The organism is Sulfitobacter sp. IGS-18 (genome assembly GCF_059628195.1).
In genome coordinates this window covers 484,251-496,857 of sequence record NZ_CM184556.1, presented here as the reverse complement: position 1 = coordinate 496,857, position 12,607 = coordinate 484,251, and the positions used below count along the sequence as shown (strand labels likewise).

Below are 12,607 nucleotides of genomic sequence, written 5' to 3'. Positions count from 1 at the left end.
CCATGACCATCAATGTCCTTTTCGCCGCGAAATCGGAGCGGTGGGAAACCTATGAACAGCCCCTGCGCAAGGCGCTTGCCGACGCGGGTCTCGATGCGCGGCTCAGCATGGATATCCCGCCCGCCGAGGTGGATTACATCGTCTATGCCCCGAACAGCGACCTGCAGGATTTCACCCCCTATACCCGCGCCAAGGCGGTGCTGAACCTCTGGGCCGGAGTGGAAAACGTGGTCGGCAATGACACGTTGAAGATCCCGCTGGCGCGCATGGTCGATCCCGGCCTGACAAAGGGCATGGTGGAATGGGTGACCGCCCACGTGATGCGCTATCACCTCGGCCTGGACACGGACATCACCCGCAGTGATGCCCGCTGGGAGCCACGCACCCCGCCCCTGGCCCAGGAACGCTCTGTCGTGATGCTGGGTCTCGGGGCCCTGGGAAGTGCTGCGGCGAAGCTGCTTGCCGACATCGGCTTTCAGGTGACTGGATGGTCGCGCAGCCCCAGAGAGGTCGCCGGTGTCACCTGCCTGCATGGCGAAGAGGGGCTGAAACAGGCGCTTGGCCGCGCCGAAATCGCCGTGCTGCTGCTGCCCGACACGCCCGCCACCGAAAATACGCTGAACCGCGAAACCCTGGCCCTGATGCCGCGTGGTGCCTTCATCATCAATCCCGGCCGCGGCCCGCTGATCGACGATGACGCCCTGATTGAGGCGCTGGACAGCGGGCAGATCGCACATGCCACACTGGACGTCTTCCGCACCGAACCCCTGCCGCAGGACCATCCCTATTGGGCGCATCCGGGCGTCACGGTCACGCCGCATATCGCTGCCGAAACGCGGGCCACGACAGCCGCGCAATCCGTCGCCGAAAACATCCGGCGCGGCGAGGCGGGCAAAGCATTTCTCAATCTCGTCGACCGGGACCTGGGCTACTGATCGACAGGTCCCTGGTTTCGGAGCCGCCCTTGCGTGCGACCGGACAGACGGGGCGCTGACCTCTTGCCAAGGAAAATCGACGAGGGACCCCGCCGCGCGGGGATACGCCGATTATCCTTGGCAAGAGGTTGGCGGCCTGTCAGCACGGGGTCGCGCAAGGACGGATCCGAAACCCTGGGTTTGGTGAGACCCGCAGCGCGGCACCCTCTCAAACCGCGATCAGCCCACGGCCCCGCAGCAGCGCCTCAACCCCCGGCAACCGGCCCCGGAACGCGACATAAAGCTCCGCTGCATCGCGGCTGCCACCGGTGGAAAGGATATGCTGCTCAAGCGCTGCCGCAATGCCCGGCTCAAAGGCGCCGCCCGCTTCCCCGAAAGCCTCGAAGGCATCCGCATCCATGACCTCGGACCACATGTAGCTGTAGTAGCCGCTGGAATAGCCATCGCCCGAGAAGACATGAGCGAACTGCGGCGTTGCATGGCGCATGCGGATTGCCTCCGGCATGCCGATGCCTGCCAGCACCTCGGCCTGCCGCGCCATCGGATCGGCGGGTGCCGCGCCATCGTGAAATGCAAGATCGACAAGGGCCGAGGCCAGGTATTCGACCGTCTGGAACCCCATGTCGAAGGTCGCTGCGGCCAGCACCTTGTCAAGCATCTCCCCGGGCATGGGCGCCCCGGTCCTTGCATGGGTCGCGAATTTGCCCAGCACTTCGGGCACCTCCAGCCAGTGTTCGTAAAGCTGGCTGGGCAGTTCCACAAAATCGCGCGCCACGGAGGTGCCGCTGACCGATTCATAGGTCACATCCGACAGCATCTGATGCAGCGCATGGCCGAATTCATGAAACAGCGTGCGCGCATCGTCATAGGACAGCAGCGCCGGATCGGATTTGGCGAAATTGCAGACGTTGATCACCACCGGGCTTTGCACCTTGGGGAATTTCGCCTGCGCGCGCATGGCCGAACACCAGGCCCCCGACCGCTTTGACCCACGGGCAAAATAATCCCCGATGAACACGGCGACATGTTCGCCCTTCCGGGTGACTTCCCAGGCCCGGCAATCCGGGTGATAGAGCGGCACGTCGAGGGGTGCGAATTCCAGACCGAAGAGCCGGGTGGCGCAGTCAAAGGCCGCGTCGATCATCCGGTCCAGCTGGAAGTAGGGTTTCAACGCGGCCTCGTCCAGATCATGCTCCGCCGCGCGGCGTTTCTCTGCGTAATACCGCCAGTCCCAGGGCGCCAGGTCACCGTTCACGCCATCGGCATGCATCATGCTGGTCAGCACCTCGGCATCCGCATTGGCCTGCGCCCTGGCCGGCTCCCAGACTTCCATCAGCAGGCCGCGCACGGCCTCGGGCGTCTTGGCCATTTCGGTTTCCAGCTTGTAGGCCGCGAAATTTTCATAGCCCAGCAGCTTGGCGCGCTCCTCGCGCAGGGACAAAATTTCGGCCGCGATGGCGCGGTTGTCGGTCTCGCCCCCACCGGCGCCCCGCGCCTCCCAGGCGCGAAACGCCTTTTCGCGCAGATCGCGGCGGGGGGAGAATTGCAGGAAGGGCACGATCAGAGACCGCGACAGGGTCACAACCGGGCCGGAAGCGCGCTTTTCCTCCCCTGCCGCGCGGGCGGCGTCGACGACGAAATCGGGCAGACCGGCCAGATCCTCCTCGGCAAGTTCCATGAACCACGACCGCTCATCCGCCAGCAGGTTCTGGGTGAACTGGGTGCCCAGCACCGCCAGCCTGCCCTTGATCTGCTTCATCCGCGCTTCCTCCGCCCCTTCCAGCGCGGCACCGGAACGGACAAAGCCGCGATGTGTCAGCATCAGCACCCGTGCCTGTTCATCGCTCAGCGTCAGGCTGTCGCGCCTGTCCCAGACGGCGGCCACCCTGGCAAACAGCGCCTTGTTTGCGGAAATCTCGGAGAAATGCGCCGCCAGCTTCGGTGAAAAGTCGCGTTGCAGCTCTTCCCGCGCAGGCGTGCTGTCGGCCCCCGCCACGGTAAAGAAAACGCCCAGCACCTTGTCCAGCGCCCCGCCTGCGGCTTCCAGCGCCTCGATTGTATTGGCAAAATCCGCCTCATCCGGGTTCTGCGCGATCGCCTCAATCTCGGCATTATGGGCAGTCAGCGCCGCTTCCAGCGCGGGGGCGAAATCTTCGTCGGAAATCCGGTCGAAGGGGGCCAGGGCAAAGGGGGTTTGCCAGTCTTGCAGCAGCGGGTTTGTCATGGGGATCTCCTTTGCGCTCAAGCTAGGGCCTGTGGACATTCGTCTTCGCCCACCCGTTTCAGTCCAAAATTGCTCAGTTCCAGGCAAGAGAGCGCAGGAATAGCCAGCTATTTCAAGCTCTCTTTGCGCGCCCCGCCTTGAAATTGAAGCGCCAATACCCTGCCGCGCTACGCGCTCTCGGGACATTGGCGAAGCGATTTGCCTTAAAGTAAAGGCGGGACGCTGTAACGCAGAAATGGGCAATTTTGGCGAAACCCCTGCGGGGCGCGGCGGATTTTGCCTCTGCCATCCCGGATGTTCGCTTCCAATGATCGCATTGCTGCGCTCACATCAGGGCACCAGCGGCAAAATCCGTCTCGCGCGGGTGGACGAAGACGAATGTCCACAGGCCCTAGGACGCGGGGGCGGCAGATACAATGCACCGGCAGCAATGTCAGCTTTCCGCAGCCCTGCCGCAGGTGGGGCATCCCGCCCGGCGCTGCACCGCAATGCTGCGGTTCTCGCCAAAGAGCGCGTCATAGATCACCATCTGCCCCCGCGCGACCGTGCCCGCGCCGGTGATCAGCTTGATCGCCTCCACCGCCATCATCGCGCCCACCACGCCGGGCAGCGGACCGATCACCCCGGCCTCGGCGCAGGAGGGCGCAAGATGCGGCGCCGGCGCCTTGTCGAAAATGCATTGGTAACAAGGCGCGCCCCGCGCCGGGTCAAACACCGAAAGCTGCCCCTCCCACTGGCTGAGCGCCCCCGAGATCAGCGGCACCCCGGCCCGCACGCAGGCGGCGTTGACCAGATAGCGGGTTTCAAAATTGTCGCAGCCGTCGATCACAAGATCATATTCAGCCACCAGCTCATCGGCGATTTCCGCGGTCAGGCGGCGGTGATAGGGGCGTACGGTGACAAATGGGTTCTGCGCCTGCATCGCCTTTTGCGCAGAGAAGACCTTGGGCATGCCGATGGCACTGTCCGGGTGGATCACCTGGCGTTGCAGGTTTGCGTTTTCCACCTGATCATCGTCGATCACGCCGATGGTGCCGACACCTGCGGCGGCGAGGTATTGCAGCACCGGCGCGCCCAGACCGCCGGCCCCGATGACCAGCACATGCGCATGTTTGAGGGCCTTCTGACCGGCACCGCCAACCTCGCGCAGGACGATATGGCGGGCATATCGGTTCAGCTCGGTGTCGGTGAATGTACCGGTGGATTTCGCGCTGTCCGGCATGGCTGTTCTGCCCTCTGCGCGCTGGCGCAAGATGCGGATCAGCGCGCGGTAGGCCAGAAAGATCACCACGGCACCGCCCAGCAGCAGCCAGAGCGCGGCACTGCCACCGGTGTTCACCGCCAGCGGATGGGTGGCGGGAAAGGTCAACTGGATGCCCAGGACTGCGAGGTACAGCACACCGAGCAGGATCAGCCGGAGCTTGCGCGGCGCGCCAATCACGCCGCCGCCGAACCAGATCGCGGCAGCCATGACCGCAACCAGTAACATCAGCTCAGTCCCGTGGATCCAAAGCCGCCGCCGCCCCGCGCGGTATCATCCAGGGTTTCCCCGACCCTGAAAGCCGCCTGCACCACCGGGGCCACCACCATCTGCGCGATCCGCATGCCGTGGGTCACCTCAAAGGCCTCCGTCCCGGTGTTCAGCAGGATCACCCCGACAACACCGCGATAATCGGCGTCAATCGTGCCGGGGCTGTTGGGCAGGGTCAGCCCATGTTTCAGCGCCAGGCCTGATCGCGGCCTGATCTGCACCTCGAACCCTTCCGGGATGGCCATATGCAACCCCGTGGAGATCAACGCGCGGCCCGCAGGGGGCAATGTCACCGGCCCCGCTGGCAGGTTGGCGCGCAGATCCGCACCGGCAGCCCCGGCGGATTCATAGGCGGGCAGGCCCAGTGTCTGATCGGCCCCTTCGGCCCAGCGCAGTGTAATCGTGACCATCGATGTATCCTAACCCAGTGCCTGCGCGATACGCGCTGCCAGTTTGCGGGCAACAGCATCCTTGCCCATGCGCTGCCAGACCTCCGCGCCTGCGTCGGAAATCAGCGTGACCGCGTTTTCATCGCCCCCCATGATGCCGGTTTCGGGGGATACGTCATTGGCCAGGATCCAGTCGCAGCCCTTGCGCGCGCGCTTGGCCGTCGCATTGTCGACGACATCGTTGGTCTCGGCGGCAAAGCCTATCACCAGACCGGGCCGGCCTTCGGGCATCCGGCTGACGGTCTTGAGGATGTCTGGATTCTCGGCAAAGCTCAGTTCGGGCAGGCCATCCTTCGACTTTTTCAGCTTCCGGTCGCTGGCCGAACTGACCCGCCAGTCGGCCACGGCGGCGGCAAAGATTGCGGCATCGGCGGGCAGGGCCCCCTGCACCGCCTCCAGCATCTGCAAAGCGGTCTGGACGCGGATCACCTCGACCCCCTCGGGCGGGGGCACATCGGCAGGTCCGGTGACAAAGACGACATGCGCGCCCAGCGCCGCCAGCGCCCGGCCCAGCGCCGCCCCCTGCGCGCCGGAGGACCGGTTGGCGATATAGCGCACCGGGTCGATGGGTTCATGGGTCGGCCCCGAGGTCACCAGAATGCGTTTCCCCCTGAGCGGCCCATCGGCCAGCCGCGCCTCGATGTCGGCCACGATCTCAAGCGGTTCGGCCATGCGGCCCGGCCCGAATTCGCCACAGGCCATGTCACCAGCATTGGGACCGACCATGGCGATCCCATCCGCCATGAGGGTTTCGATATTCCGCTGGGTTGCCGGATGCTGCCACATGCGGACATTCATCGCCGGCGCGATCAGAACCGGCGTATCGGTGGCCAGCAGCAGGGTGGAGGCGAGGTCATTGGCAAGGCCCTGCGCCATCTTTGCCATCAGGTCGGCTGTTGCGGGTGCAACAAGCACCAGATCGGCCACGCGGCTGAGCTGGATATGCCCCATCTCGGCCTCGTCGTTCAGATCGAAAAGCGCCTGAAACACCGGCTTTCCCGCCAGTGCAGATACCGACAGGGGGGTCACGAACTCGGACCCGGCAGTGGTCAGGACCGGCGTCACCTCTGCCCCGCGTTCGCGCAGGCGGCGTATCAGGTCAAGCGACTTGAACGCGGCGATGCCACCACCGATGATCAGCAGAATGTGTTTGCCTGCCAGCATGATATCCCCTTGCCAGATCGCGCCTGGCTGGGACCATAAGCGGCAGCCCGGGAATGTGCCAGCCCCGGACGGTCAGTTCAGGAAATGCATGACCTCGCGCGACTGCCCTTCCAGCGACTTGCGCATTTTGACAAATGCGGCCGCCTCCAGCTGGCGCACGCGTTCTTTCGACAGGCTCAACTCGTCGCCCAGACTTTCCAACGTCCGCGGCTGATCGCGCAGCTTTCTTTCACGCACGATGAACTGCTCGCGGTCGTTCAGCTCTTGCATCGCAACCACCAGCCAGGTGCGCAGCTGCGCCGTGTCGTGGCTGTCTTCGACCCGCTCTGCCGCCTGCGCGCTTTCATCCACCAGCGCGTCAATCCATTCGCGGCCCTCATCCTCTGCCGACTGGGTCGCGTTCAGGGAATAATCAGAGCCGGACAGCCGCCCTTCCATCATTTCCACGTCATGCAGTGGCACGCCGATCTCGGTCGAGATCATCTGGCGCAGCTGATGCCGGTCCAGTGTTTCACCCGCCGCCGAGGCTTCACGCTCAAGCCGGGCCTGAACCCGGCGCATGTTGAAGAACAGCGATTTCTGTGAGGAGGTGGAGCCGGTGCGCACCATCGACCAGTTGCGCATCACGTGATCCTGGATGGAGGCCTTGATCCACCAGACAGCATAGGTCGAAAACCGCACCCCGCGATCCGGGTCGAACTTGTCCGCCGCCTTCATCAGCCCAAGGCCCGCTTCCTGGATCAGGTCGTTCATCGGCGCGCCGTAGCGCTTGAACTTGCCCGCCATGGAAACGGCCAGACGCATATAGGCGGTGATCAGGCGATGCAGGGCCGCTTCATCCCGCTGGTCGCGCCAGGCATATGCCAGCTTCAGCTCGGTTTCTGCGTCCAGCAGTTCCGCTTTCATGGCGGTCCGGGTGAGGGAAAATTCTCTGGCCGTTTGCGTTGTCATATTCAAATACCCCCTGAAAACATGGCAAGCCTTGAGACCGGCCTTTGACAAAGGTACGCATGACCCGGCGCCATAGTTCCGAATTAAAGGAAAAAATCTTGACCCAATCCACTCTCGTCCTAGGCGGGGCCGCGTCCGGCAAATCGGCCTGGGCCGAAGCGTTTCTGGAAAATGACGGTCGGCCAATGGTTTATCTGGCGACCGGCCGGATCCTCGATGATGAGGTGGCACAAAAGGTGGCGGTTCACAAAAAGCGGCGCGATGCGCGGTGGCGCACCATCGAAGCGCCGCTTGATCTGGCCCCGGCGCTGGCCGGGGTGACGGGCGATGAATGCGTCCTGATCGACTGCGCGACCATGTGGCTGAGCAATCACATGATGGAGGGTTCGGACCTTCTCCCGGCCCGGGAGGCGCTTTTGACCGCCCTGCGCGGCTGCGCTGCACCCTGGGTCATCGTCTCCAACGAGGTTGGTCACGGCATCGTGCCCGACAACGCCCTGGCCCGGCAGTTCCGCGAAGCGCAGGGGCGGCTCAATATCGCGCTGGCGCAGGAGGCGGCACTGGTGGTGCAGGTGACGGCCGGGTTGCCATTGGTCCTGAAAGGCCATCTGCCATGACCACCTGGCATTGGGTCCGGCACGGTCCCACCCATGAAAAGACCTTTGTAGGATGGCGCGATGTCCCTGCGGACCTGTCCGACAGGGCGCGCATCGCGCGGCTCAGCGCCTTCCTGCCGGAACGGGCGCTTGTCGTGTCGTCCGATCTGATCCGTTCGATCACCACCGCCGATGCGCTTGAGATGCCGGGCCACAGGCGTCTGCCGCATCGGCACGACCTGCGCGAGCTGCATTTCGGGGATTGGGACGGAAAACACTTCTCCGAAGTCGCCGCCACAGACCCGGACCTGTCCCGCGCCTATTGGGAAACCCCCGGAGATGTTGCCCCGCCCGGCGGCGAAAGCTGGAACGCCGCCGCAGACCGCGTGGGCAAAGCCGTCGACGCGCTGAACGCCCGCCACCCCGACGCACATATCATCGCCGTGGCGCATTTCGGCGTGATCCTGACCCAGGTTCAGCGGGCCATGGGCGTCACCGCCAATGCGGCAATGGCCCACAAGATCGACAACCTGTCGGTGACCGAACTGCATTACGAGGCAGAAACCTGGCAGCTGCGCCGCATCAATCACTGCCCGTGATCACCTGCCGCACAAAATTGCGTTTGCTCCGCTTTTCACATCAGGGCTAGGTGGCGACATGACATATGACCTTTTCATCGGCGATCGCACCTTCTCAAGCTGGTCCCTTCGGGGCTGGCTGATGCTGGAAAAATTCAACCTGCCCTACAAGGCCCATATGGTGGGCCTTTACAGCGGCACGATGGCGGATGAGCTGGCGGCCCTTGCCCCGGCGAAACTGGTGCCGGTCCTGCGCACGCCTGAGGGCACCGTGATCGGCGAAACCCTCGCCATGGCCGAAACGCTGGCCGAACGGCACCCGGAGGCGGGCCTGTGGCCCGACGGCGCGGCAGCCCGCGCCACGGCGCGCTGGCTTTGTGCCGCGATGACATCCGGTTTCACCGCCTTGCGCGGGGCCTGCCCGATGCAGTTGCAGCATGTGAACAAGGGCTTCGTGGTCACCGAGGCCGTGCAGGCGGACCTTGACCGGATCGAAACCCTCTGGACCCATGCCATGCGCAATGCGGACCTGCGGGGGCAATGGCTTTTCGGGCGATACTCGCTGGCAGATGTGTTTTACGCCCCGGTGGCCGCGCGCATCATCGGCTATGACCTGCCCGTGTCCGAGGCGGCGCGCCGCTACTGCGAGATTGCGATCAGTGACCCGGCCTTCAAGGCCTGGCGTGCGGAAGGGCTGAAAACCACCTACGACCCCTTTCCCTACGACATGGGCACCGAAACCGCGCCCTGGCCGGGCGATGAGCCGCGTTAACTCTTCTTAAACCACCCCTCCCTATCCCTTAACCAAGGTTGCCAAAGGGATAACAGATGGTTTCACGCGCCTATACCGTCGCCTTCCAGGGGGTCGAGGCGCGCATGGTGGAAGTGCAATGCGCCGTGACGGCGGGCCTGCCGGCCTTTTCCATCGTCGGCCTGCCGGACAAGGCGGTGTCCGAAGCCCGCGACCGCGTGCGCACGGCGCTGACTTCGATGGCCATCGCGCTGCCGTCGAAGCGGATCACCGTCAACCTCAGCCCCGCCGACCTGCCCAAGGAGGGCAGCCATTTCGACCTGCCCATTGCACTGTCGCTGCTTGCCGCATTGGATATCCTGCCCGACGACGTGGTGCAGACTGTCGTTGCCCTGGGCGAATTGTCACTGGACGGCACGCTGGTGCCGGTGGTGGGGGCCCTGCCCGCCGCCATGGCCGCCGCAGAACAGGACCGCAGCCTGCTTTGTCCCGCCGGATCGGGGGCGGAAGCCGCTTGGGTGGGCAAGACCCAGGTCATCGCGGCGCCCACCCTGGGCGACGTGGTGCGCCATTATACCGGCCAGGCCCCCTTGCCCCCTGCCGAACCGGGCGAGGTTTCGGCACCGCCACAGGGCCGCGACATGCGCGACGTCAAGGGGCAGGAGAGGGCCAAACGGGCGCTGGAAATCGCCGCCGCCGGGCGGCATCACCTGATGTTTGTGGGCACGCCCGGCTCGGGCAAGAGCATGCTGGCCGCACGGCTGCCCTCCATCCTGCCGCCCCTGACCCCGGCAGAGGCGCTGGACACGTCGATGATCCACTCCCTCGCCGGTCTGCTGGACGAGGGCGGCATTTCCCGCGCGCGTCCGTTTCGCGAACCGCACCACACCGCTTCGATGGCCGCGATCATCGGCGGCGGGCGACAGGCCCGGCCCGGCGAAGTCTCGCTGGCCCATAACGGCGTCCTGTTCATGGATGAATTTCCCGAATTTCCCCGCATGGTGCTGGAAACCCTGCGCCAGCCGATCGAGACCGGGGAGGTGATGATCGCGCGGGCCAATGCCCATGTGAAATATCCCTGCAAGTTCATGCTGGTGGCCGCCGCCAACCCCTGCAAATGCGGTTATCTCAGCGATCCAGCGCGCGCCTGTGCGCGGGTGCCGCAATGCGGGGAGGATTACATGGGCCGCATCTCGGGGCCGTTGATGGACCGCTTCGATCTGCGGGTCGATGTGCCCCCCGTCGCCTTCACCGATCTGGACCTGCCCGGCAGCGGCGACAGTTCCGCCGATGTGGCCGCCCGTGTCGCTGCTGCCCGCGCCACCCAGGCCGCCCGTTTCAAGGATCACGCCGGCATGCGGGTGAACGCCGACGCCGAGGGCGACATGCTGGAACAGATCGCCACCCCCGACGCAGAGGCGCGCGCGCTGCTGACCAAGGTGGCGGAACGGTTTCACCTGTCGGCACGGGGCTATCACCGGGTGATCCGGGTGGCGCGCACCATTGCCGACCTCGACGGCGCACAAAGCGTGCGCAAGCCGCATATCGCCGAGGCGGTCAGCTTTCGCCTGGTCAATCCAGGCGCTGGCTGATCCACGCTGCCAGGTCGCGCAGGCTCGCCCGGGCTTCCGGCAGGATGTTGTGCAGGATCGGCCAGACATGGGGCAGGTCGCGGACCTCGGTAAAGCAGACATCGACACCTTGTTCGCGCAACCGTGCCGCCATCCGGCGTGAATCGTCGCGCAGGATTTCGGTGTCGCCCACCGTCAGCCAGACCGGTGCCGCCCCGGTAAAATCCGCAAACAGTGGGCTGACCGCCGGATCCTCTGCCGGGTGGTCTCCCAGATACATCCGGCACATTTCATCAGCGAGGTCTGCAACCAGAACCGCCTCTGCCTGCGCGTTCTGGCGGAAACTCGCGCCCGAATAGGTCAGGTCGGTAAGCGTCGAGAAACAAAAGACCCCGGCGGGTTGCGCCGCGCCCGCCCCCGCCAGTTCGGCCAGTAGACCCAGCGCGAGCGCACCCCCGGCACTGTCGCCGCCGACAATCACCTGGGCCGGCTTGATCCCGCTGGCGATCAACCCATCCCAGGCGGTGCGCACGTCGGTGGCGGCAGCGGGAAAGGGAGCCTCCGGCGCCAGTCGGTAGCGCGGCAAGACCGCACGCATCCCCGTCAATTGCCCGATCTTGCCCAGCATCGCCGCATGGGTGCGCGGGCTGCCAAAGACGAACCCGCCGCCGTGGATATAGAGGATGACAGAGTCAGAGGTCAGAACGCGCGGCACGACCTCCAGCGCCTCGACCTGGCGGCCCGCCGCCTGCAGGACCTGCCATTGTTTTTGCGTGCCACGGGGGGCGTGAAAGAAATAGCGCGCCTGCCTTTCCAGGTTGGCGCGCATCTGTTCTGGCCCCTCCGCCCGTGCCAGGCGCGGCTTTTCCACCAACCGCAGATAGTTGTTCAGGACTGGCCGCAACAGGCTCATGCGCGCCGCGCCTCGATCGCCTCCCAGATCTTGCCGGCGATGTTGACGCCGTCAAACCGCTCAAGCTCCTGTATCCCGGTGGGTGAGGTCACGTTGATCTCTGTCAGGTAGTCGCCGATCACGTCGATCCCGACAAATATCTGCCCCTTTTCCTTCAACAGCGGCCCGATGGTGGCGCAAATCTCGCGGTCTCTCTCGGTCAGGCCGATCTTTTCGGGGCGGCCGCCCACATGCATGTTCGACCGCGTCTCACCCTCTGCCGGAACCCGGTTGATCGCGCCCACGGCCTCCCCGTCGACCAGGATGACCCGTTTGTCGCCCCTGGACACCGCGGGCAGGAATTTTTGCACGATCAGCGGCTCGCGCGAGAAACCGGTGAACAGTTCGTGCAAGGAGGCTAGGTTGCGGTCCTTCTCATCCAGCCGGAAGACCCCGGCCCCGCCATTGCCGTAGAGCGGCTTGAGAATGATATCGCCATGCTTGGCCTTGAACGCCTTGATGGTTTCAAGGTCGCGGGCAATCGTCGTGGGCGGAGTGAGCTGGGGGAAATCCAGCACCAACAGCTTTTCGGGATAATTGCGCACCCAGAAGGGATCGTTGACCACCAGCGTGGTGCCCTTGAGCCGGTCGAGCAGATGTGTCGAGGTGATGTAATGCATGTCAAAGGGCGGGTCCTGCCGCAGCCAGACCACATCATATTCTGCCAGATCGACCTCCCGCAGGGGGCCAAGCTGCGCATGGTCGCCCTGCACACGCTGAACGGTGAAATCATGCCCCCGCGCGGTGATCCGCCCTTCCTGGTAGGCCAGTTGATCGGGCCCGTAAAAGAACAGCTCATGCCCCCGTGCCTGCGCTTCTTCGGCAAGGCGGAAACTGCTGTCCGCGTTGATGTTCACATCCCCGATCGGGTCCATTTGAAAGGCAATTTTCATCGGTCAATCCCT

The 12,607-nt window shown here is 64.7% G+C and carries 12 protein-coding genes; 5 read left to right on the top strand and 7 right to left on the bottom strand.

Features of this window, described 5'->3' with window-relative positions; genetic code table 11:
• Positions 1-2: 2 nt before the first annotated feature.
• Positions 3-935, top strand: a complete 933-nt coding sequence (locus ACWNZ3_RS02305) for a 2-hydroxyacid dehydrogenase (RefSeq protein WP_496901052.1) — start codon at positions 3-5, stop codon at positions 933-935.
• Positions 936-1,143: 208 nt separating this feature from the next.
• On the opposite strand, the gene ACWNZ3_RS02300 is transcribed toward ACWNZ3_RS02305, so the two are convergent.
• The 5 genes from ACWNZ3_RS02300 to ACWNZ3_RS02280 form a co-directional block, all read right to left on the bottom strand.
• Positions 1,144-3,159 (bottom strand): M3 family metallopeptidase, encoded by a 2,016-nt coding sequence (locus ACWNZ3_RS02300; RefSeq protein ID WP_496901051.1) that lies wholly within the window; start codon positions 3,157-3,159, stop codon positions 1,144-1,146.
• A gap of 433 nt (positions 3,160-3,592) precedes the next feature.
• Positions 3,593-4,648: a molybdopterin-synthase adenylyltransferase MoeB gene (gene moeB / locus ACWNZ3_RS02295; RefSeq protein WP_496901050.1), complete on the bottom strand. Its 1,056-nt coding sequence runs from the start codon at positions 4,646-4,648 to the stop codon at positions 3,593-3,595.
• A complete protein-coding gene (gene dut, locus ACWNZ3_RS02290; protein WP_496901049.1) occupies positions 4,648-5,100 on the bottom strand; it encodes a dUTP diphosphatase in 453 nt (150 codons plus the stop codon). Before dut ends, moeB begins: the two co-directional genes overlap by 1 nt.
• A 9-nt stretch (positions 5,101-5,109) precedes the next feature.
• Entirely contained in the window at positions 5,110-6,303 is a 1,194-nt protein-coding gene (coaBC, locus tag ACWNZ3_RS02285) for a bifunctional phosphopantothenoylcysteine decarboxylase/phosphopantothenate--cysteine ligase CoaBC (RefSeq protein WP_496901047.1), read from the bottom strand.
• A gap of 72 nt (positions 6,304-6,375) precedes the next feature.
• Positions 6,376-7,254, bottom strand: a complete 879-nt coding sequence (locus tag ACWNZ3_RS02280) for an RNA polymerase factor sigma-32 (protein ID WP_269364050.1) — start codon at positions 7,252-7,254, stop codon at positions 6,376-6,378.
• Positions 7,255-7,352: 98 nt separating this feature from the next.
• On the opposite strand from ACWNZ3_RS02280, the gene cobU reads away from it, so the two are divergent.
• The 4 genes from cobU to ACWNZ3_RS02260 are packed head-to-tail and all read left to right on the top strand — an operon-like array spanning position 7,353 to position 10,771.
• Positions 7,353-7,871: a bifunctional adenosylcobinamide kinase/adenosylcobinamide-phosphate guanylyltransferase gene (cobU, locus tag ACWNZ3_RS02275; RefSeq protein WP_331284234.1), complete on the top strand. Its 519-nt coding sequence runs from the start codon at positions 7,353-7,355 to the stop codon at positions 7,869-7,871.
• Entirely contained in the window at positions 7,868-8,449 is a 582-nt protein-coding gene (locus ACWNZ3_RS02270; RefSeq protein WP_496901046.1) for a histidine phosphatase family protein, read from the top strand. Before cobU ends, ACWNZ3_RS02270 begins: the two co-directional genes overlap by 4 nt.
• A 58-nt stretch (positions 8,450-8,507) precedes the next feature.
• The gene (locus ACWNZ3_RS02265; RefSeq protein ID WP_496901045.1) at positions 8,508-9,200 is read left to right on the top strand and encodes a glutathione S-transferase; all 693 of its coding nucleotides are present in this window, start codon (positions 8,508-8,510) and stop codon (positions 9,198-9,200) included.
• A gap of 56 nt (positions 9,201-9,256) precedes the next feature.
• Positions 9,257-10,771, top strand: a complete 1,515-nt coding sequence (locus ACWNZ3_RS02260; RefSeq protein WP_114277365.1) for a YifB family Mg chelatase-like AAA ATPase — start codon at positions 9,257-9,259, stop codon at positions 10,769-10,771.
• Here the strand turns inward: ACWNZ3_RS02260 and ACWNZ3_RS02255 are convergent.
• The gene (locus ACWNZ3_RS02255; RefSeq protein WP_496901044.1) at positions 10,752-11,663 is read right to left on the bottom strand and encodes an alpha/beta hydrolase fold domain-containing protein; all 912 of its coding nucleotides are present in this window, start codon (positions 11,661-11,663) and stop codon (positions 10,752-10,754) included. The two genes, ACWNZ3_RS02260 and ACWNZ3_RS02255, sit on opposite strands and share 20 nt — an antisense overlap.
• Entirely contained in the window at positions 11,660-12,595 is a 936-nt protein-coding gene (gene gshB / locus ACWNZ3_RS02250; protein WP_269364040.1) for a glutathione synthase, read from the bottom strand. Before gshB ends, ACWNZ3_RS02255 begins: the two co-directional genes overlap by 4 nt.
• Positions 12,596-12,607: the final 12 nt, after the last annotated feature.

Excerpts from the sequence above, each read along its gene's own strand:
- ACWNZ3_RS02305 (WP_496901052.1), top strand. The coding sequence starts at position 3 with ATGACCATCAATGTCCTTTTCGCCGCGAAATCGGAGCGGTGGGAAACC.
- ACWNZ3_RS02270 (WP_496901046.1), top strand. The coding sequence starts at position 7,868 with ATGACCACCTGGCATTGGGTCCGGCACGGTCCCACCCATGAAAAGACC.
- coaBC (WP_496901047.1), bottom strand. The coding sequence starts at position 6,303 with ATGCTGGCAGGCAAACACATTCTGCTGATCATCGGTGGTGGCATCGCC.
- ACWNZ3_RS02300 (WP_496901051.1), bottom strand. The coding sequence starts at position 3,159 with ATGACAAACCCGCTGCTGCAAGACTGGCAAACCCCCTTTGCCCTGGCC.
- ACWNZ3_RS02255 (WP_496901044.1), bottom strand. The coding sequence starts at position 11,663 with ATGAGCCTGTTGCGGCCAGTCCTGAACAACTATCTGCGGTTGGTGGAA.
- moeB (WP_496901050.1), bottom strand. The coding sequence starts at position 4,648 with ATGTTACTGGTTGCGGTCATGGCTGCCGCGATCTGGTTCGGCGGCGGC.
- ACWNZ3_RS02280 (WP_269364050.1), bottom strand. The coding sequence starts at position 7,254 with ATGACAACGCAAACGGCCAGAGAATTTTCCCTCACCCGGACCGCCATG.
- dut (WP_496901049.1), bottom strand. The coding sequence starts at position 5,100 with ATGGTCACGATTACACTGCGCTGGGCCGAAGGGGCCGATCAGACACTG.
- ACWNZ3_RS02260 (WP_114277365.1), top strand. The coding sequence starts at position 9,257 with ATGGTTTCACGCGCCTATACCGTCGCCTTCCAGGGGGTCGAGGCGCGC.
- gshB (WP_269364040.1), bottom strand. The coding sequence starts at position 12,595 with ATGAAAATTGCCTTTCAAATGGACCCGATCGGGGATGTGAACATCAAC.
- ACWNZ3_RS02265 (WP_496901045.1), top strand. The coding sequence starts at position 8,508 with ATGACATATGACCTTTTCATCGGCGATCGCACCTTCTCAAGCTGGTCC.